The organism is Streptosporangium nondiastaticum, from assembly GCF_003011965.1.
Lineage (GTDB): Bacteria > Actinomycetota > Actinomycetes > Streptomycetales > Streptomycetaceae > Streptomyces > Streptomyces nondiastaticus.
Genome location: NZ_PXWG01000058.1, coordinates 19230 through 38522, shown reverse-complemented (window position 1 = coordinate 38522; position 19293 = coordinate 19230). Strand labels below are relative to the sequence as shown.

Annotated in this window: 22 protein-coding genes; 11 read left to right on the top strand and 11 right to left on the bottom strand. The window is 73.2% G+C overall.

The genetic code is table 11. From position 1 onward, the window contains the following. Together B7P34_RS20750 and B7P34_RS20745 are read right to left on the bottom strand one after the other, a co-directional pair. A partial coding sequence (locus B7P34_RS20750; protein ID WP_189382923.1) for a helix-turn-helix domain-containing protein occupies positions 1-690 on the bottom strand: 690 nt, incomplete at its 3' end. A gap of 176 nt (positions 691-866) precedes the next feature. After that, positions 867-1319, bottom strand: a complete 453-nt coding sequence (locus B7P34_RS20745) for a MarR family winged helix-turn-helix transcriptional regulator (protein ID WP_106678568.1) — start codon at positions 1317-1319, stop codon at positions 867-869. 98 nt (positions 1320-1417) lie between these two features. Here B7P34_RS20745 and B7P34_RS20740 point away from each other — a divergent pair, with 98 nt between their 5' ends. Beyond that, on the top strand, positions 1418-2458 hold the full coding sequence (locus B7P34_RS20740) for a hypothetical protein (protein WP_106678566.1): 1041 nt from the start codon (positions 1418-1420) through the stop codon (positions 2456-2458). Between the two features lie 151 nt (positions 2459-2609). Here the strand turns inward: B7P34_RS20740 and B7P34_RS20735 are convergent, their stop codons facing one another. Then, the gene (locus tag B7P34_RS20735) at positions 2610-2897 is read right to left on the bottom strand and encodes a dsRBD fold-containing protein (RefSeq protein ID WP_106678565.1); all 288 of its coding nucleotides are present in this window, start codon (positions 2895-2897) and stop codon (positions 2610-2612) included. Positions 2898-3071: 174 nt separating this feature from the next. Between B7P34_RS20735 and B7P34_RS20730 the strand changes: the two genes are divergently transcribed. The 4 genes from B7P34_RS20730 (at position 3072) to B7P34_RS38740 (ending at position 6208) form a co-directional block, all read left to right on the top strand. Then, on the top strand, positions 3072-4109 hold the full coding sequence (locus B7P34_RS20730) for an ABC transporter ATP-binding protein (protein ID WP_106678563.1): 1038 nt from the start codon (positions 3072-3074) through the stop codon (positions 4107-4109). After that, positions 4106-4939 carry an ABC transporter permease subunit gene (locus tag B7P34_RS20725; RefSeq protein WP_106678561.1) on the top strand — a complete coding sequence of 278 codons (834 nt, stop codon included), beginning with the start codon at positions 4106-4108 and terminating at the stop codon, positions 4937-4939. Before B7P34_RS20730 ends, B7P34_RS20725 begins: the two co-directional genes overlap by 4 nt. A gap of 44 nt (positions 4940-4983) precedes the next feature. Continuing rightward, positions 4984-5796 (top strand): alpha/beta fold hydrolase, encoded by an 813-nt coding sequence (locus B7P34_RS20720; RefSeq protein ID WP_106678559.1) that lies wholly within the window; start codon positions 4984-4986, stop codon positions 5794-5796. Between the two features lie 286 nt (positions 5797-6082). Further along, positions 6083-6208 (top strand): DUF6126 family protein, encoded by a 126-nt coding sequence (locus tag B7P34_RS38740; RefSeq protein WP_223268057.1) that lies wholly within the window; start codon positions 6083-6085, stop codon positions 6206-6208. 131 nt (positions 6209-6339) lie between these two features. Here B7P34_RS38740 and B7P34_RS20715 read toward each other — a convergent pair whose 3' ends face one another. The 3 genes from B7P34_RS20715 to B7P34_RS20705 are packed head-to-tail and all read right to left on the bottom strand — an operon-like array spanning position 6340 to position 9940. Further along, positions 6340-8409 (bottom strand): xanthine dehydrogenase family protein molybdopterin-binding subunit, encoded by a 2070-nt coding sequence (locus B7P34_RS20715; protein WP_106678557.1) that lies wholly within the window; start codon positions 8407-8409, stop codon positions 6340-6342. Next, on the bottom strand, positions 8406-9410 hold the full coding sequence (locus B7P34_RS20710; RefSeq protein WP_106678555.1) for an FAD binding domain-containing protein: 1005 nt from the start codon (positions 9408-9410) through the stop codon (positions 8406-8408). Before B7P34_RS20710 ends, B7P34_RS20715 begins: the two co-directional genes overlap by 4 nt. Beyond that, positions 9407-9940: a 2Fe-2S iron-sulfur cluster-binding protein gene (locus B7P34_RS20705; protein ID WP_223268056.1), complete on the bottom strand. Its 534-nt coding sequence runs from the start codon at positions 9938-9940 to the stop codon at positions 9407-9409. Before B7P34_RS20705 ends, B7P34_RS20710 begins: the two co-directional genes overlap by 4 nt. Before the next feature lie 360 nt (positions 9941-10300). Here B7P34_RS20705 and B7P34_RS20700 point away from each other — a divergent pair, with 360 nt between their 5' ends. Then, positions 10301-10513: a phage tail protein gene (locus tag B7P34_RS20700; RefSeq protein ID WP_106678552.1), complete on the top strand. Its 213-nt coding sequence runs from the start codon at positions 10301-10303 to the stop codon at positions 10511-10513. Positions 10514-10622: 109 nt separating this feature from the next. Here the strand turns inward: B7P34_RS20700 and B7P34_RS20690 are convergent, their stop codons facing one another. Beyond that, a complete protein-coding gene (locus B7P34_RS20690; RefSeq protein ID WP_223268055.1) occupies positions 10623-11363 on the bottom strand; it encodes a hypothetical protein in 741 nt (246 codons plus the stop codon). A gap of 203 nt (positions 11364-11566) precedes the next feature. On the opposite strand from B7P34_RS20690, the gene B7P34_RS39440 reads away from it, so the two are divergent. Beyond that, positions 11567-11695 (top strand): hypothetical protein, encoded by a 129-nt coding sequence (locus B7P34_RS39440; RefSeq protein WP_286157497.1) that lies wholly within the window; start codon positions 11567-11569, stop codon positions 11693-11695. Between the two features lie 348 nt (positions 11696-12043). Then, the gene (gene cyaB, locus B7P34_RS20680; RefSeq protein WP_106678548.1) at positions 12044-12598 is read left to right on the top strand and encodes a class IV adenylate cyclase; all 555 of its coding nucleotides are present in this window, start codon (positions 12044-12046) and stop codon (positions 12596-12598) included. A gap of 362 nt (positions 12599-12960) precedes the next feature. Here cyaB and B7P34_RS20675 read toward each other — a convergent pair whose 3' ends face one another. Next, positions 12961-13920, bottom strand: a complete 960-nt coding sequence (locus B7P34_RS20675) for a LysR family transcriptional regulator (protein ID WP_106678546.1) — start codon at positions 13918-13920, stop codon at positions 12961-12963. Positions 13921-14009: 89 nt separating this feature from the next. Between B7P34_RS20675 and B7P34_RS20670 the strand changes: the two genes are divergently transcribed. From B7P34_RS20670 to B7P34_RS20660, 3 genes are all read left to right on the top strand, one after another. Continuing rightward, positions 14010-14930: a zinc-binding dehydrogenase gene (locus B7P34_RS20670; protein ID WP_106678574.1), complete on the top strand. Its 921-nt coding sequence runs from the start codon at positions 14010-14012 to the stop codon at positions 14928-14930. Further along, complete coding sequence (locus B7P34_RS20665) at positions 14927-15931, top strand: alpha/beta hydrolase family protein (RefSeq protein WP_106678544.1); 1005 nt, start codon at positions 14927-14929, stop codon at positions 15929-15931. The genes B7P34_RS20670 and B7P34_RS20665 overlap by 4 nt, the downstream gene beginning before the upstream one ends. 68 nt (positions 15932-15999) lie before the next feature. Next, positions 16000-16770: an SDR family oxidoreductase gene (locus B7P34_RS20660; RefSeq protein WP_106678542.1), complete on the top strand. Its 771-nt coding sequence runs from the start codon at positions 16000-16002 to the stop codon at positions 16768-16770. Between the two features lie 155 nt (positions 16771-16925). Here B7P34_RS20660 and B7P34_RS20655 read toward each other — a convergent pair whose 3' ends face one another. The 3 genes from B7P34_RS20655 to B7P34_RS20645 all read right to left on the bottom strand — a co-directional run bounded on the left by B7P34_RS20655 (position 16926) and on the right by B7P34_RS20645 (position 19288). Further along, entirely contained in the window at positions 16926-17315 is a 390-nt protein-coding gene (locus tag B7P34_RS20655) for a VOC family protein (protein WP_106678540.1), read from the bottom strand. Between the two features lie 207 nt (positions 17316-17522). Then, a complete protein-coding gene (locus B7P34_RS20650) occupies positions 17523-18149 on the bottom strand; it encodes an MBL fold metallo-hydrolase (protein ID WP_223268054.1) in 627 nt (208 codons plus the stop codon). Next, entirely contained in the window at positions 18149-19288 is a 1140-nt protein-coding gene (locus tag B7P34_RS20645) for an S-(hydroxymethyl)mycothiol dehydrogenase (protein ID WP_106678536.1), read from the bottom strand. The genes B7P34_RS20650 and B7P34_RS20645 overlap by 1 nt, the downstream gene beginning before the upstream one ends. Positions 19289-19293 lie beyond the last annotated feature (5 nt).

Sequence of the window (19293 nt, the reverse complement as noted above, 5' to 3'; positions counted from 1 at the left end):
TCGGGGCCGGCGGTTGAGGGCGGCGTGCACGGCCCGCGCCAGCGCCCCCGTCCCGCCGCCGGTCAGCGCCCGGCGCAGGTGGTCCGGGTCGGCGGCGGTGGCGTCCGCCAGCCGGGACAGGAGCTCCCCGACGGGCTGTTCGCCCGGGTGCATCGTCACCACCGGCCAGCGGCTCGACCCGGGCACCGGCAGCACGCCGCGGCGCAGCTCGGGCACCAGCCCCGCGCGCAGCAGCGACGTCTTGCCCGTGCCCGACGCCGCGACCACGGCGGTCGGCCCGGAGCCGTCCAGGCGCTCGGTCAGCTGCCGGACGAGCGCGGCCGTCGCCCGGTCCCGGCCGAAGAACCAGCCCGCGTCGGCGGCGTCGAAGGCCGCCAGACCGCGGTACGGGCACACCTCGAGCAGCCCACCGCGCGCGGTCCGGCGCCCGCCGTCCGGCTCCGGCACCAGCCGGGTCAGCACGCCGCCCGCCCCGAGGACCTCCTCGCAGCGGCGGGCCACCTCCGGGGTCATCGGCTTCTCGCCGGTCTCGACCCGGCTCAGATAGCCCTTGGTGTAGTGCACGAGCCGGGACAGCCCGGCCAGCGACATGCCCCGCTGCTGCCGCAGCCGGCGCAGCTCCTCGCCGGGGGCCGCGGCCAGGGAGGGGGAAGGGCCGCCCCGGTCACGGTCGTCTCCACGTGGGTGCACGGTCCCCCCGCCCTTCCGTCCGATCCATCCCGTCCGATCCATCCGGATCCGTCCGGACCCGCCGGCAGGTCGTTCGCTCCAGGCCTGCATAGCGGGTCGGGGGAGGGCGGCTCACCCATCGTGGCGACAAAACAGCCCAACGAGTGACTAAAGGGTGCGGTTTCGGGAGGGGAGGGTCAGTTCTGCGGGGCGTGCTGGATGAGGGTCCGGTTCGAGGCGTTGTAGCGCAGCAGGTAGCCGGCGAAGCGGTCGAGGTCGGCGTCGTCCCAGTCGCCGAGGCGCTCCCGGAAGGCGTCGCGGCGGTTGGCGGCGACCTGGGCGAGCGTGTCGGCGCCGCGGGCGGTCAGGTGCAGCACCTGGGCGCGCTGGTCCTCGGGGGCGGGCCGGCGCTCGACGAAGCCGAGCCGCTCCAGGCCCGCGATCTGCCGGCTGACCGTGGACTTGTCCAGCAGGTAGTGCGCCGCCAGGTCCGTCGCGCGGCAGCCGCCCTGCTCTTCCAGGTGGGCGAGGAGGGTGTAGGAGACCAGCGACAGCTCGGGATGGAGGCGGGCCGCGGCGGCCCGCGCGCGGCGGGCGAAGGCGGTCAGTTCGCGCTGGATGGTCTCCAGGGACGCGTCACGGTCGGGCATGGGACATCCTCTCGGGTTCGGTTGTATAGTACAACTTAAAGGTAAAGTTGTAAAAGCCAACTATTCTGGCAACGATCTCTGGGAGTCGACGAAGCACCATGGGACCCGACACCCGCGGCGCCCTGCGCCACGTACTGACCCACCTGCTGACCCCGCTGCTGATGTGCATCGGCATGGGCCTCGCCTACCTCGGCGCGTTCTCGCAGCCCGAACCGCACGAACTCCCCGTCGCCGTCGTGGGGTCCGGCCCCGGCGCGGACAACCTGGCGCGCGGCATCGCCGCCAAGGCCGGGGACAAGCTCGCCGTCCGCACCGTCACGGACCGCGACGCCGCCGTACGCGCCCTCCGCCACCAGGACGTGTTCGGCGCCTACGTGCCCGACCGGCACGCCCCCGAACTGCTGGTCGCCTCCGCCGGCTCCGACACCACCGCCGTGGCCGTGCAGAAGGTCTTCACGCCCGTCGCGGCCCGCACCGGCGCCCCGCTCAAGGTGACCGACGTCGCGCGGCCCGCCGACGGCGACCCGACGGGCCAGGGCATCTTCTTCCTGCTGGTCGCGCTCAGCATCGGCTCGTACGCCTCCGTCGCCGTGCTCGGCGCCGCGGGCGCGGCCCTGCCGATGCGGCTGCGGGCCGCGCTGGCGGTGGTGACCTCGCTGGTCGTCAGCGTCTTCGGCGCGGTCCTGGCCGGGCCGGTCTTCCACCTCGTCGACCACGGCCTCGGCGGCCTGTGGGGCATGGCCTGGGCCTACTCGGCCGGCATCCTCCTCGTCGGCGTCGGCCTGCACACCTTCCTCAAGCGCTGGACCACGCTGGGCATGATGGTGCTGTTCGTCATGCTCAACTTCACCAGCGCGGGCGGCGTGTACCGGCCCGAGCTGCAGAACGGCTTCTTCGCCGGACTGCACTCCTTCTGGAACGGCGCCGGCTTCGTCGAGGGCACCCGCAGCCTCGTCTACTTCGACAGCAACGGACTCGGCGGGCACGTGCTCACGCTGGCGCTGTGGCTGGTCGCCGGCCTGGCCGTGACCGCCGCCGCATGGTGGGCGGAAGCGCGGAAGCGCCGGCCGGCCGCCGCGGGCCACGGGCACGCCGGGCCGGCGGCGGAAGAGGAGATGGAGGAGGCGGTCGGGGTCTGAGCCACCCCGGCTCCGGGCCGGGCACGGTGCCCGGCCCGGGCTCGGCAGCGCGGGCTCGGCGGCGTGCCGGACCGGGGGCGCGTGCGGGCGCGGCGGGTGTGCGTGTGCGTGCAGGTGCGACGAGTGTGCGCGTGCGTGCGGGCGCGGATGCCTACAACGGCCACCCGTACATCGGCGACCTCCGGGGCTCCGGCGCCGCGCCCACCGCGGCGACGTCGTGCTCCGCGGTGTGCAGCAGCTGCTCGCCGAGATCGCGCAGGGCCCGGCCGGCCGCGAACTCGTCGCCGATCTCCGGGACGTCCCTGTCGCCCGGCGCGCACATCGCCACCCCGCGGCCGGTGACGGTCGTCGTCCCGGTGTCGAGCGTGGCGCGGGCCTTCGTCGTGCCCTCCTCCTCGACCAGGTCGAGGCGAACGTTCCACTCCACTGTGTGCGGCATGGCCGGCTCCTCTGCCTTCAGCCCGTCCCTCTTCCGCCGGCTCCCCCTCCAGCTTCCGGCTCTCCCTCCAGCTTCGCCCCTCCGCGGACGCTTCCGCGAGCCCTGGCGGCCCGGCCCGCGCGGGACCAAGCTGGAGAGGAGCACGCCGCACGGGAGACAGCCCTGGGGACGCCGATGGGCAATGCCACCGACCACACCACCGACACCACCAGCAGCAACGTCGCCGGCAACGCCATCGACATCGTCGCGCTGACCAAGCGCTACGGCCGCACGGTCGGCGTCCAGGACCTCGACATCAGCGTCGCCGAGGGCGAGGTCTTCGGCTTCCTGGGGCCCAACGGCGCGGGCAAGACCACCACCATGCGCTGCATCGTCGGGCTGCTGCGGCCCACGGACGGCAGCGTCCGCGTCCTAGGCCGCGACCCGGTCGCCGAGCACCTGAGCCTCGCCCCGTACCTCGGCTACCTCCCCGGGGAACTGCGGCTCTACCCCGAGCTGACCGGCCGCGAGACCCTGCGGCTGCTCGCGACGCTGCAGGGCGCCGCAGCGCCCCGCCAGGAAGAGCTGTGCGCTCGCCTGAACCTCACCGGAGCGGACCTCGACCGCACCGTGCGCGAGTACTCGCGCGGCATGAAGCAGAAGCTCGGGCTCGTCCAGGCCCTGCAGCACGAACCGGAACTCGTCGTCCTCGACGAGCCCACCGAAGGCCTCGACCCCCTCGTCCAGGAGACCTTCTACACCCTCCTGACGGAGCTCGGCCGCTCCGGCCGCACCGTCCTCCTCTCCAGCCACGTCCTGCCCGAGGTGCAGCGGACGTGCCGGCGGGTCGCGATCGTACGGGCCGGCCGCCTGGTCACCACCGCGACCGTCGCCGCCCTGCGCGAGGCCCGGGCCCGCAAGGTGCGGCTGACCTTCGCCGACGGCCTCGGCCGGCGGCCCCTCGGCGCCGCCGACCACTGGTCGCCCGACTGGCACGGCGACCAGGCCGTGCTCATGATCCCGCCGGACCGCACGGTCGCCGCGCTGCGCGAGCTGCTGGCGCTGCCGGTGCGGGACGTCACGGTCGAGGAGGCAGGCCTGGACGAGGCGTTCCTCGACCTCTACCGCGGCACGGGGGCGGGGGAAGAGCAGGCGGAACAGGGGGCGCGGGGGGAGTGGCGGGGGCTGGAGAATCCCGGGGAGCCGGAGAATCCGGGGGAGCCGGCCCCATGACCCGCCGTCCGTCCTCCCGCTTCCCCCTCCTGCGGCTGGCGCTGCACCGCCGCCGCAGGATGATCGCCGCCCTGACCGCCGGGATGGCCGTCTTCGAGGCCCTCATCGTCGTGATCACGACCACCGTGTCGGCGGAACAGATCTTCGGCGCGGGCGGGCGCAACCCGCCGGGCGCGTTCAAGGCGTTCAGCGGCTCGAACGGCGACGTGTCGATCGCCAGCTACCCGGGCCTGCTGGGCGCCGGGCTCACCCACCCGTTCTGGATCGCCCTGCAACTGACCGCCATCGGCTCGCTCGCCGCCGCCGCGGTCGCCGCCGACGTCGAGGCGGGCACCGTGGAGCTGCTCATGGTCCGGCCGGTCTCCCGGGCCCGGCTGCTGGCCGAGCGGACCGGCGCGCTCCTCCTGGTCTCCCTGCTGCTCAACGCGGCCGCGACGCTCGCCGTGGCCGCCGGCGTGGCGCTGTCGCCGGACCTGCACGACGCCGTGCCGCTCGGCGGCGTGTTCGCGGCCGGCCTGCTGGGCTTCGGCTTCTCGCTGTGCCTGACCGGGCCCGCGCTGGCCGTCTCCGCCGCCGGCCGCAGCCGGGCGCACGTCGTGGGCGCCACCATCGCCTTCGGCGCCGTCGGCTTCGCGGTCAACTTCGTCGCCCTGGCCTGGTCGAAGGCCGCGCCCCTGCGCTTCGTCAGCCCCTTCCACTACTACACGCCCGGTGACGCGCTGGCCCACGGCGCCGTCCCCTGGGGACAGCTCGCGGTCCTCGCCGGCACCGGCGCCGCGGGCATTGCCCTGGCCTTCCGCCTTCTCGCCCGCCGCGACCTCGCCCCGTGACGCGCTCCTGGCGGAACGGGCCGTCCAGCCCCCAGACTTCACGCATGGAGCAGATGGTGCCGGTCGGAGACGGTGAGGTCTGGGCGGATGACTCGCAAGGAGAACGGACGGGGGCGGGGGAGCGCGGGGAGAGCGGCGGCCTGCCGCTGGTGCTGCTGCACCCCGGCATCGCGGACTCGAGGATCTGGGACCCGGTCCTCCCGCGCCTCGTGGAGCGGCACCGGGTCATCCGCTTCGACGTGCGCGGGTACGGGCACTCCCCGGCGCCCACGACGAAGTTCTCGCTGGTGGAAGACCTGGTGGCGGTCCTCGACCACTTCGGCCTGAACCGGGTCGCCCTGGTCGGCTCCAGCATGGGCGGTGCCGCCGCCGTCAACCTCGCCCTCGACGACCCCGCGCGGGTCGCGGCGCTCGCGCTGCTGGTCCCGGGCGTGACGGGCTACGAGGGGCTCGCCGCGCCCGGCTTCATGGCCGAGGTCGAGAGGCTGGCCGGGGCGGGCGACATGGACGGCCTGGTCGCCCTCACCCTGCGGACGTTCGGCGCCGCCGGCACGGACGGCGACGCGGAGGCCGCGGCCCACGTGCGGTCGGCGATCCCGGCGTGGTTCACCAACCATCCCCATCAGGTGCCCGACGCACCCGCCTTCGACCGGCTGGGCGAACTGGGCATGCCGTGCGTGCTGGCCCTGGGCGAGAAGGACCAGCCCGAGGTGATCCGCTGCAACGAGGCGATGGCGGCCCGCATCCCCGGCTGCCACCTGGTGAGACTGCCCGAAAGCGACCACTTGCCGACCCTGCGGGAACCGGAGACGGTCGCGAACCTGATCCTGAAAGCGTGCAGGGGGCCGGCGAGCTGAGGGGGCTTGTGCCACGTCCGCCGCGGCGGCGTTTCCCGGGCGGCGGGGCCGCGGTCCTGCCCCTGCCGCGGCGGGGGTTCCCGGGCCGCGGACCCTCGACTTTTCTTCCGCCGCCGCGGTGATCAGCCATGACGGCGGCACTCGGCGGTGCCGAGCAGACCCGCCCCGCGATCCCCGCGATCCCCCCCCGCGGTCGCCCTGCGTCAACCCCTGGCCGTGCCCGAACGGTAGAATCGCGTACCCGAAGCGGCGAGCGAAGACCGCACCGGTCAGGAGGAGACCCGTCATGAACGGCGAGAAGCGGGCGGAGCGCCAGATCGCCTTCCGGGTGCTGGTCTACGTGTTCATCACGCACCTCTTCGCCGGCTTCATCTGGCTGCTGTTCTACCTCGGCGGGCACGCCGACAAGTGAGCGCGCGCGCCCCGCGGGCCGCCGTCCGCTCACTCGCTGATCGGGACCGCCCGCCCGGTCACCCGCGTACGCGCGTCGGCCGGGTCGACGGCGATGATCAGCTCGCTCGGCCGCCCCACCCCCCCGCTCGCTCAGCCCAGCACCTTCTCCGGCAGGATCGGCAGGTCCCGTACCCGTACCCCCGTCGCGTGGTGGACCGCATTGGCGACCGCCGCGGCCGTGCCGACGATGCCGATCTCGCCGATGCCCTTGCTGCCCATCGGGTTGAGGAGGAGATCGGTCTCGTCGATCCAGTGCGCCTCGACGCCGCGGACGTCCGCGTGCGTCGGCACGTGGTACGAGGCGAGGTCCCGTTCCGCGAAGTCGCCGAACCGGGGATCCATGGTGCTGCCTTCCAGGAGCGCCATGCCCACCCCCATCGTCATGCCCCCGATGAGCTGGCTGCGCGCCGTGCGGGCGCTGAGGATCCGGCCTGCGGCGAAGACGCCCAGGAGCCGGCGGACCCGTACCTCTCCCGTGTCGCGGTCGACCGTCACCTCCGCGAACTGCGCGCCGAAGGCCGCCTTCGCGTCCGGCGGGTCGGACGGGACGTCGCCCGCGGTGTCGGCGCCGGCGGTCAGGCCGCCGGGCGGCACCGTCCCGCCGCGCGCGTCGACCATCCCGTTCAGCGCGCGGCAGGCCTTGTGCACGGCCCACCCCCACGAGCCGGTGCCCGCGGAGCCGCCGGCGAGCGGCGCCGCGGGCAGGGCGGTGCTGCCGATCTCGACGGCGATCCGGTCGAGGGCCACGCCGAGCGCGTCGGCCGCGACCTGCGCGAGGACGGTGCGGGCGCCTGTACCGATGTCGGTGGCGTTGATCCGGACGCGGTAGCGGCCGGTCTCGGTGACGTGCGCCTCCGCGGAGGACGGCATGAGGTAGACGGGGTAGTAGGAGGAGGCCACGCCGGTGCCGACGAGCAGCGGGCCCTCGGCGCGCGAGCGCGGGCGGGGGTCGCGCGCGTCCCAGCCGAAGCGGCGCGCCCCCTCGCGCAGGCACTCGACCAGGTGCCGGCTGCTGTACGGCTTCCCGCTGTCCGGTTCGGCCGCGGTGTCGTTGCGCACCCTCAGCTCGACCGGGTCCACCCCGGAGGCGCAGGCGAGCTCGTCCATCGCGCACTCCAGCGCGTACATCCCGGGGGCCTCGCCGGGCGCCCGCATCCACGACGGGCTCGGGACGTCGAGCGCGACGACCCGGTGCGTGGTGCGGCTGTTCGGCGAAACGTACATGGCGCGCGAGGGGACCGCCGCCTGTTCCACGAACTCGCGCACGGTGGAGGTGTGCGTGGTGACCTCGTGCGCGAGCGCGCTGATCACACCGTCCTCGCCCGCCCCGAGCCGCAGCCGCTGGACGAGCGGCGCCCGGTGCCCGACGACCGCCGCGAGCTGGGCCCGCGGCAGCACGAGCCGGACGGGGCGGCCGGTGTGCCGGGCGGCCATCGCGGCCAGGACGACCTGGGGGCGGGGCGTGCCCTTGCAGCCGAAGCCGCCGCCCACGTGCTCGGCGACGACCGTGATCCGCTCCTTGTCCATGCCGAACAGCCCGGCCAGCGTCTCCTGCACGGCGTTCGCGCCCTGGCAGGAGTCGTACGCGACGAGCCGGCCGTCCTCCCAGCGGGCCGTCGTGGCGTGCGGCTCCATGGGGTGGTTGTGCAGGGCGCGCGTCGTGTACGTGGCGTCGACGCGTACGGGCGCGCTCGCGTACGCACCGTCGAAGTCGCCCCGCTCCCGGCTGCCGGGGACGCCGGCGTTGGCCGTCTCGGGGACGTAGAGGCGCGGGTGGCCGGGCGCGAGCACGACGTCGTGCTCCTCGGGCGCGTACGAGACCCGGACCGCGGCCGCCATGGCGCGGGCGGCCTCCGGCGTGTCGGCGACCGCCAGCGCCACGTACCAGCCGCGGTGCGGCACCCGGTCGTTCTGCAGCACCAGCAGGGTGGCGTCGTCCGTGTCCTTCAGCCGCGGCGCGTTCTCGTGCGTCAGGACGGCCACGGCACCGGGCTCGGCCAGCGCCGCGCCGGTGTCGATCGCCACGACCCGGCCACGGGGGACGGCGGCGGGGACGGGCCACGCGTACGCCGTGCCGGGCGGGGTGTGCTCGGCGGCGTAACGGGCCGTGCCGGTGACCTTCTCGCGGCCTTCGAGGCGTACGGGACCGGGGGTGCTCACGGCGCGCTCGCCTCCCCGCCGTCCGGTGCGGCGAGGTCACGGAGCACCCGTACCGCCAGATTGCGGGCCAGCGACACCTTGAAGGCGTTGTCGCGCAGCGGCTCGGCCGCCGCCAGCTCGGCCTCCGCGGCCCGCACGAACGACTCCTCGGTGGCCGGGGCGCCGCGCAGCGCCTCCTCGGCGACCCGCGCCCGCCACGGCTTGTGGGCCAGCCCCCCGAAGGCCAGCCGGACGTCCGTAACGGCTCCCTCCCGGACGTCGAGCGCCGCGGCGACGGAGGCGAGCGCGAAGGCGTACGAGGCGCGGTCGCGCGCCTTCCGGTACGCCGAGCGCCCCGCGGGTGGAGCCGGCAGCCCGACGGCCACGACGAGCTCGGCGCGCTCGATGACCGTGTCGCGGTGCGGCTCGTCGCCCGGCAGCCGGTGGAAGCCGCAGAGCGGAACGGTGCGTTCGCCGCCGGGGCCGCGCAGGTGCACGACCGCGTCGAGCGCGGCGAGGGCCACGGCCATGTCGGAGGGGTGCGTGGCGACGCACGCCGCCGAGTGGCCGAGCACGGCGAGGTCGCGGTGGACGCCCTCGCGGGCGGGGCAGCCGCTGCCCGGCTCCCGCTTGTTGCACGGCTTGGCCACGTCCTGGAAGTACAGGCAGCGAGTGCGCTGCAGGAGGTTCCCGCCCGTGGTGGCCGTGTTGCGGATCTGCCCGGACGCGCCCGCCAGCACCGCCTGGGACAGCGCGGGGTAGCGGGCCCGCACGGCGGGGTGGGCGGCGAGGTCGCTGTTGCGGACGTTCGCACCGATGCGCAGGCCGCCGTCGGGCGTCTCCCGCACCTCCGTCAGCGGCAGCCGGCCGATGTCCACCAGCAGACCGGGGGAGGCGACCCCCAGCTTCATCAGGTCCACCAGGTTCGTACCGCCGCCGAGGAACATCCCGCCGGGCGAGGCCGCGAGGGCCGCGATCGCCTCGTCCACGTCGCCGGCGCGCGTGTACGCGAACGCCCTCACCGCGTCACGTCCTCGATCGCGGCGACGATGTTCCCGTACGCGCCGCACCGGCACAGGTTTCCGCTCATCCGCTCACGGATCTCGTCGGGAGACAGCGGGACGGGCGCACCGGGGGACGCCGCCCCCGCGACGGGCGTCACCACGGACGGCGCGCCCTCGCCCGCCTCGGCGATCATCCCCACCGCGGAACACAGCTGCCCCGGCGTGCAGTAGCCGCACTGGAACCCGTCGCGCACGAGGAACGCCTCCTGAAGCGGATGCAACGCATCTCCATCGGCCAGCCCCTCCACGGTGGTGACCTCCGCCCCGTCGTACGCGACGGCCAGCAACAGACAACTGTTCGCCCGCCGCCCGTCCACCAGCACCGTGCACGCCCCGCACTGCGCGTGATCGCACCCCTTCTTGGCCCCGGTCAGTCCCAGGTGCTCGCGCAGCGCGTCGAGCACGGTCGTGCGGTGGTCGAGATCACGAAGACGATGCCGGACGCCGTTGACGCTCAGGGTCACGGCGGAGCTGGTCTGTGGCTCCACGGCGCCTCGCCTTCTGTCTCCCGCCGACACCGTCACGAGGTCCCCCCTCCCCCCACCCGCAAACGCACCTGCTCCCCAGTGCACCCATTCGCTTCAGGGGGCTCCGCCACATGGATCTCAGATGCTCAGCCCCGACGGCCGGCAGGACTCCACGACGAGCTGTCGTGAAGGTTCGAGCAGCAACACCACCAGGACCAAGACCAGGTTTCCGGGGCCGACCGTCCCCTGCCCAGGCCCGCTGGGCCGGGCCGGGCAGCCATGAGGATGCCCGCACCTGATTGTGCGCAAGCAGCCGGGCCCTGCGGCGGTTGGTGAGATCGCGCTGTCCCGGGCGATGGACCAGGACACGAAGTTCGTCGACTGGGTGAAGACGACGTCGGCGAAGGGCGACCTCGACAGTGCCGTCAGAACATCACGATCGCGGTCATGGACCCACACAAGAACGTGCTCCGGCGGATCAATCTGACGAACGCCTGGGCGTCGCAGTGGAATGGGCCCGAACTGTCGGCGACAAGCACCGAAGCAGCGATTGAGCGCGTGACGATCGCATACGACGAGATCACTCTCGAGTGACCGTGGATGTCGTCCCATGAGTGAGGGCCCCACCATGGTTTTGGTGAGGCCCTCACTCATGAGACGCGCTGGGTTCGGTTCGGCCGGCCCTCGTCCTCGTCCTCGTCCATCAGCGCGCTCGATCTGTTCGTTTGAGCGCGGGCGGCCTGCCAGGTCTCGCTGTACTCCTTGGAGAGCAGGTGTCCGCCGCGGAAGGCGCGGAAGACCCGGCCGTCTTGGGCAACGCCGAATTCTTCGATGTGGTCGCGGAGGAGGCATCCTCCACCGTCTCGGCGACACGGCCGGCCAGGTCCTCCCACGGACGTGGAGCGACGACCGGCACGTCGGCCGCCCGCGCCTGTGCGGCGAGCCACCGGCCGTACAGCACGCTGACGCGTGCGCGATGGCGCTGTGGTCCGGCCTCCGGCTCCCGGCGCAGATAGTTGGCCGTCACCTGCCCCTCGTCGTCCTCGTGGAGGAAGACGGCACGGACGGGACCTTCGGGCGCCGCCGGTCCGGGCAGGATGTAGTCGCCTTCCAGGATCACCGGGGTGTCGGTGCCCACATGGTTGGCCACTACCGCCTCGATCGCCGGCGCCAGCGCCTCGGCGATCGCGATCTGCCGCTCGACCACCGACTCGGGCGCCTGGAGGGCGGCCTCCGGGTGAGTGCGCCAGAAGTGGACCTCCGGCAGGTGCTCGGGCAGTGTCACCGCAAGAAGGGCCTCCACGAGGTCGTCGACCTCCACGACGGGGACGCCATACCGTCGTGCCAATGCCCGCCCGACACCGGTCTTCCCCATCCCCGACGCGCCCCCGACGACGAGCACCCGCCAGTCGGGAAGCCCCCTCACCTCATCCGTACCGTCCACGCGGGCAGAGTACTGCAGCCGCTTCTTTCACCTGGGCCGCACCAGCCGCAGCGGTTCCCGTTCGGGGAAAGCACTTACTTAACTCAGCCCTTGGGCATACCGTCGTACTGCCGCGCTTCGTGAGTGGCCTTCGGACGACAGTCCGGGGGTTCATGGGGGCCCGGCCGCATAAGGCGGCGGGGCGCGCTCACGGAGGTGGACTAATGGCCGACAAGCGTGAGTCGACCACACGAGAGAAGTGGTGGCGCGAGCTCAGTTCACGATTCGCCGGCGCCCTGAGCGTGAAGGCGCTTTGGGTGGTGATCGTGGAGTTCATTCACCACGACTCTTAGCAGTCTCTGAACTGCGGGCGAGGCCAGGTCTTTGGGGCGGCGCCCCCACCGCCCCAGGGCCCCGGCCTCGCCTCCTTTCGTATGGCGGGTGCTCTGCCGACCGTCGGTATCGTCGTTGCGCGCGTCAAGGAGGCTGCCAGCTACCGGATGCTCCCGACCTGGCGCGTCATCCGACTCGACGCCACCATGTTCGTCTCCGCCTTCCACGCGGGGTGAGAAGGCCATGAGCCGGCGGTGTACAAGGTGGTGGAGACACCGCACGGGCCCTTGTACGGAGGGTGCCGACGCATGTTCGAGGCGCTCATCGAGGACGGGGAACGTATCGTCTGACCAGAGGGGACATGGCCGATGATCGAGGCTGAACTGAAGGCGCGAGTGCACGACGTGGCCGAGGTCACGCGACGTCTGGACGTCCGCGCCGCCGGGCGGGCCGAGGTGTACCAGGACACCTACTACGACGAACCGGCCGGCACCCTGGAGAAGGAAGACCGGGAGCTGAGGGTACGTACCGTCCGCGGTGCGCAGGCCATCAAGACGATCTTGACCTACAAGGGGGCCCGGGTCGACGCGGCATCCGGTTCGAAGCCGGAGCACGAGACCCGCGTCGAGGATCCCGAAGCGGTGCACGCCATGCTGCGCGGCCTCGGGTACGAGCCCGTGATCGCTTTCGAGAAGCAGTGCCGCAACTACGAGTTTCAAGCCCACGGCCGGCCGATGCTGGCGACGGTCGTCACGGTGCCCGAGATCGACGGTTCCTTCATCGAGCTGGAGACGCAGGTGGAGGAGAGCGACCTTCGTGGCGCCCTTGATGACATCCGGTCGGTTCTGGGCGAGCTGGGAGTCGAAGACGGCGACCTGACCACGGAGCTCTACACCGATGCCGTACGGGCGCGGCGCTCCTGAAGCTGCGCCGTCGGCCGGGCCCGGGGCCACCACATGAGCCTTTCGGGAATCTGTGGCCCGTTTCTGGCCCGGCCCACGTTGCGGAGGGCGGAGCGGAAGGGCGTTTGGGCAGGTCAGATGCCTGTCAACTACGCAATCCACAACGGTCTTGAAGACCGTCGTGGCAGCGATGTCGCCACCGCCGGCCCGGATCCCGCAGTCTCCGCCCGGCGGACGGTGGGCGCGGGCCGGACTCTGCAGAACGCCGAGACCGGCCACTGCCCGGCGATCGCTCCCCAACTGGTCAGCGGCGCCGACCAGGTACTGGTGACCACTTGCCATAGCGGCGACGCCCGGCAGCCGTGGAAGGGCGGCGGAACTCCTTAGCTCTGTGGGATCTCTTGGCTCCGGTCCTGAGGATGGGGCGCCGGTGGTTCCGGGAGCCAGTCGTGGGCCGGGCTGTATTCCAGCCAGCGGCTTCGGGCTGCCGCTGTGGCGCAGGCGGCGGTGAGGGTGTTCAGGCCGGGGTGGTCGTTTCCGGTGCGCCATACGAGTGACCAGGCGTACAGGGGCGTGGGGTCGACCAGGGGGACGGTGCGCAGACCGGGGACTTCCGGCAGGGGTACGTCGGCGGGCAGGAGGGAGAAGCGGGCCGCGGATGCCGCCACCTCGGTGAGGAAGTGGGTGAGGCCAAGGTTGAGGCTCGCGGTCCTGTCGCGGATGCCGAAGCGGTCGGCGAACTGGTGGAGGAAGTCGAGCCGGTCCAGCGCCCCGGGGGACCACAGGACGCTGCCGCGCAGCTGGTCCGGCCGCAGTGCGGGCTCGGCGGCGAGCGGGTGGGTCGTGCTCAGGACGACGTCGACCGGTTCGAGGCGGACGAGGCGGTGGGTGAGCCCGGCGTGCAGCGGGGGGTGGACCCTGCCGAAGGCCGCGTCGATGTCGCCCCGCATCAGTGCGGCCGTCACCGACGGCAGGTCGCGCCCGTGGCCCGGCACCAGCTCGCCGGCCCGTCCGGCGACCTGGGCCAGGGTGCGCATCGGTGCGTAGAGGTGTCCCCAGACGTCCACGCGCAGCGGGCGGTTCTCTCCGGCCACCGCCGCGACCGCGGCGTCGGCGGCGGCCACGGTGTGCCGGGCCGGCTGGAGGAAGCGGTGTCCGGCGTCGGTGAGGCGCACCCCGTTGCCGCCGCGCTCGAACAGGGCGGTGCCGAGCAGGTTCTCCAGCCGCGCGATCCGCTTGGACAGCGCCTGCTGGGAGATGGCCAGCGTGCCGGCCGCCCGCCCGAAGTGCAGTTCCTCGGCTACGCGGACGAAGGCACGTACCTGCGCCACGTCGAGATCCATGGCTCCCACCATAGGTGACAACCAAGGGTTGTCAGCCGGGCCGGTGGGTTGTTGGATCGCGGGGCGGCGGCCGGGGTTGCATGCCCGGCATGCAGAGACTGATTCCCACGGGGGACCCGGCGCGTCCGGTCGCCTTCGCCGAAGCCCCCCAGCCCGTCCCGGAGCCCGGTGAGGCGTTGATCAAGGTCGAGGCGTTCGCGCCGAACCGGGGCGAGACGTTCCTCCTCGAACACCCGCGGCCGGGCCTGCTGCCCGGCAAGGACGTCGCGGGGCTCGTCGTACAGGCCGCGGCCGACGGCTCGGGCCCCGGCATCGGCACCCGCGTGGTCGGGCATCCGGCGCACGCCGGCTGGGCCGAGTACGCCGCCGTGCCCACGCACTCCCTCGCCGCGCTCCCGGACAGCGTCGACAGCGTACGGGCGGCGGCCCTGCCCCTGGCGGGGATCACCGCCCTGCGGCTGCTGCGCACGGCCGGTTCCCTGACCGGCCGGCGGGTACTGCTGACCGGCGCCTCGGGCGGCGTCGGCCACTACGTCACCGAGCTGGCCGTCGCGGCCGGAGCCGAACTGACCGCGGTGACGGCCACACCGGCGCGCGGCGAGCGGCTCGCGGAGCTGGGCGCGGAGGTCGTGCACGACATCGCCGCGGCCCGCGGACCGTTCGACGTCGTGCTGGAGTCCACGGGCGGGCCCGGCCTGCCGGCCGCCCTCCGCAAAGCACGCCCGGGCGGCACGCTCGTGTGGTTCGGCCAGGCGAGCCGCACCCCGGCCACCCTCGACTTCTTCGAGCTCCTCCAAGGGCCCGAGCGCGTCACGATCCAGCACTTCCACTACGCGGGCGCCCCGTACGGATCCGATCTCGCGGCACTGGTGCGCCTCGTGGCACAGGGGCGGCTGCACCCGGAGATCGGCCGGGTCACCGGCTGGGCGGAGACCGCCGGCACGCTGGTCGACCTGAGGGAGCGCCGGATACGCGGCAAGGCCGTACTGCTGACGGGAGAAGGACGATGAGCGCCGCCGAGTTCGCCGCCGCCCAGTGGACACGCGCCACCGGTGCGGGCGTCGACCCCCACGAGTACCGCCGTGTCACCGGCGGTCTCGCATCCGTCGCCGACTGGGGACCGTCCTTCGTGCGTACGGGACAGGCCCATCTCCGGCGCGCGGAGGACGCGGGATCGGCCGTCTCGGCGGGTGAGCACCTGCTGATGGCGGCCCGGTGGTTCCACCTCGCCACGCTCGCGCCGTACGCGGAGGCGGGCCGGGCGGCCGCCGCAGCGGACCGCGCCCTGGGCGGCGCGCTCGCCGTGCTGGAGCCCGGTGCGCGGCGGGTGAGCGGCGAGGGCTTCACCGGCTGGCTGCGCGGCCCCTCCGACGCGCCCGGCACCGTGGTCGTCGTCCCCGGACTGGACTCGGCCAAGGAGGAGTTCCTCGATCTGGTGTCGGCACTGCTGGCCAGAGGGCTGGCGGTGTTCGCGATGGACGGCCCCGGGCAGGGCGCGCTCGCGGCCACGACGACCATGAGGCCGGACTACGAGCAGGTCGTGGGCCGGGTCGCCGACGCCCTCGGCGTCGCACGCATCGGGCTCGTCGGCCTCAGTCTGGGCGGCTGGTTCGCGGCCCGGACCGCGGCGCTGGAGCCCCGCGTGGCGGCGGTCGCGACCGTCAGCGGTCCCTCCCGCCTCGACTGGGAGGAACTTCCCCCGCCCGTACGGGACATCATGGCCCGACGCACCGGAGGCACCGACGCCGCCCGTGCGTTCGCCGGGCATGTGGACCTCACCGCACTGGCACCCCGCATCACGGCCCCGCTGCTGGTCGTGGACGGTGGCGAAGACGTCATTCCCGGCGTGACGAACGGCGAGCCGCTGGCGCGTCAGGCACCGTACGGCACTTACCTGTCCGTCCCCCACGGTGACCACCTCCTCGGCAACGCCCGGCCCGAGTGGCTGCCCCGCCTCGCCGACCACATCCTGGGGGCACTGACACAGGAAGCGCCGCGGGAACCGGAATGACCGGAATGAAATGATCACCGGTGGGGTTCGGACGGGCAGAGTCCGCGTCCCACCGAAAGGCGAACCGCATGACTGCCCCCGCATCCCCCGCCGCCACTCCCGCTCCCGCTCCCGCCTCCGACACCCCGCTCGCCGACCGCGACGTCGTCATCATCGGTGGAGGCTCCGGCATCGGCCTGGAGGTCGCGCGCCGTGCCGTCGCCGCCGGCGCGCGCGTCGTGATCGGCGGGCGGAGCGAGGAGAAGCTGGCGGCGGCCGCGGACTCGCTCGGGGAACGGGCGGGCTGGGGAGCGGTCGACACCACCGACAAGGCGTCGCTGGCCGCGTTCTTCGACGGCATCGACCGGATCGACCACCTCTTCACCCCGGCCGCCTCCTACCAGGTCGGCCCCATGCGAGAGCTGACCGACAGCGAGGCCGAGAGCCCCTTCGTATCGAAGTTCTGGGGGCAGTACCACGCGGTCAGGCACGCGGCCCCGAAGCTCACCGCGGACGCCTCCGTCGTGCTCATGTCCGGCGCGGCGAGCGTCCGTCCCCCGGCCGCCGCGCCCGCCTACGTGGCCTGCAACGCGGCGATCGAGGGGCTCGGGCGCGGGCTCGCCGTCGAGCTCGCGCCCGTCCGCGTCAACGTCGTCTCGCCCGGCACCGTTGACGGCAACCTGTGGGCGCAGCGCCCCGCCGAGGTGCGCGAGGCGAGCTTCGCGCAGTACGGCCGGGACGCCCTGCTGCGCCGGCCCGGCACCGAGAGCGAGGTCGCCGAGGCGGTGCTCTTCCTGTTCACGAACACCTTCATGACCGGCTCGACGCTCTACCCGGACGGCGGCTACGCCCTGCGCTGACCGCGCCGGCAGGGCCGCGTTCGCGGGAGGCGTCCACGTCGGCGACGGTGAGGGACAGGGCTACGAGGGTAATTTTTCCCTGTGGTGCGGGCCACGCACATGGCGGCGCCCCGCCGGGCGAGGCCCGGCGGGGCGCAGTGAGATGACGAGGATTCCTAGGAACCGCTGCCGTACGGGCGGGTGAGCACCTCGAGGTAGTGGCCGGAAGGATCGGGGAAGTAGACGCCCCGGCCGCCGTCGTTGTGGTTGATCTCGCCCGGGCGGGTGCGGTACGGATCGGCCCAGTAGGGCAGACCGGCTTCCTCGATCCGCGCGAAGATCGCGTCGAAGGACTCCTCCGGCACCAGGAACGCGTAGTGCTGCGGGACGATGTTCTCGGGCTGGTCGCTGGTGGCGAAGTCCAGCGCGACGCCGTTGCCGGTGACGACGGGGACGAACGGCCCCATCTCCGGAGCGACTTCCAGCCCCAGGATGTGCGCCAGGAACTCGGCGGACTCCTGCTTGTCCCGGGAATGAACGATGGTGTGATTCAGCTCGACTGACACGATGCAATGCCTCCACAGGCATCTCCCGGACACCGGCCCCTCTCCCACCCGGATGGTGGAAGCGGCCGATGTCCGTCAACGACCCTAAACGGCCGTCCATGAGATGTCATGGGGCTTCGGACCTACTTCGTGAGGACCGGTCAGCAGGCCCTCAATGGGACCAGGACCAGCCCTCCGCGGGGCCAGGACCAGCCCTCCGCGGCCCCCTCAGTGCCCGCGCGCGATCCACTCCGGCAGCGCGGGTGCCTCGCCGCCGACCGTCGTGTTCTCCCCGTGTCCCGTGCGCACCACGGTCTCCGGCGGCAGCGACAGCAGCCGCTCCCGGATCGAGTCCACGATGGTCGGGAAGTCGGAGAAGGACCGGCCGGTCGCGCCGGGTCCGCCGTGGAAGAGCGTGTCGCCGGTGAACACCGTGCCGAGCTCCGGCGCGTACAGGCAGACGCCGCCGGGGGAGTGGCCGGGCGTGTGCAGCACCGTCAGCGCGGTGCCCGCGACGGTCAGCACCTGGCCGTCCGTCAGTTCCCCGTCGGGGGAGGCGCCCGGGTGGGTCTGCTCCCACAGCTCCCGGTCGGCCGGGTGGAGGAGCACGGGCGCGCCCGTACGGGCCGCGAGCTCCGGTGCCGCGTCGATGTGGTCGTTGTGCGCGTGGGTGCAGACGATCGCGGTGAGCCGGCGGCCGCCCACCGCCTTCTCGATCGCGGCCGCGTCGTGCGCGGCGTCGATGACGAGGACCTCCTCGTCGTCGCCCACGAGCCACACGTTGTTCTCGACGTCCCAGACGCCGCCGTCGAGCGCGAACAGGCCCGACGTGACGAGGTGTTCGATGCGCGCCATCACACGGTCCCCGGCGCGGTCGTCGGCGTCGCGGGGGACGAGTTCTCCGCGCCCGGCATCAGCACGACCGAGCGCAGCACCTCGCCCTTCTCCATGCGGTGGAAGGCCTCCTCGACCTCGTCCAGCGCGATCGTCTCGCTGACGAACGCGTCGAGGTCGAGGCGGCCCTGCAGGTAGAGGTCGATCAGCAGGGGGAAGTCCCGGGACGGCAGGCAGTCGCCGTACCACGACGACTTCAGCGCGCCGCCGCGCCCGAAGACGTCCAGCAGCGGCAGCTCCAGCTTCATCTCCGGCGTGGGCACGCCCACCAGAACGACGGTCCCGGCCAGGTCGCGCGCGTAGAACGCCTGGCGGTACGTCTCCGGGCGGCCGACCGCGTCGATGACGACGTCGGCGCCGAAGCCGCCGGTCAGCGAGCGGATCGCCTCGACGGCGTCGACCGAGGACGAGTTGACGGTGTGGGTGGCGCCCAGGCCCTTGGCCTGCTCCAGCTTGGCGTCGGAGAGGTCCACCGCGATGATCTTCGCGGCGCCGGCCAGCCGGGCTCCGGCGACGGCCGCGTTGCCGACGCCGCCGCAGCCGATGACCGCGACGGAGTCGCCCCGGCCCACGGCGCCGGTGTTGATCGCGGCGCCCAGGCCGGCCATCACGCCGCAGCCCAGCAGCCCGGCGGCGGCCGGCGACGCGGCCGGGTCGACCTTGGTGCACTGCCCGGCGGCCACCAGCGTCTTCTCGGCGAAGGCCCCGATGCCCAGCGCGGGAGAGAGCTCCGTGCCGTCGGCCAGCGTCATCTTCTGCTTGGCGTTGTGCGTGTTGAAGCAGTACCAGGGGCGGCCGCGCAGACACGCGCGGCACTGCCCGCACACGGCGCGCCAGTTGAGGATGACGAAGTCGCCCGGAGCCACTTCGGTCACTCCGTCACCGACCGACTCGACCACACCAGCGGCTTCGTGGCCGAGGAGGAAGGGGAACTCGTCGTTGATTCCGCCTTCCCGGTAGTGCAGATCGGTGTGGCACACCCCGCACGCCTGGATCTTCACGACGGCCTCGCCCGGGCCGGGATCCGGGACGAGGATCGTTTCGACCCGTACCGGATCGCCCTTGCCTCGGGCGATGACACCGCGTACTTCTTGCGCCATGGGGG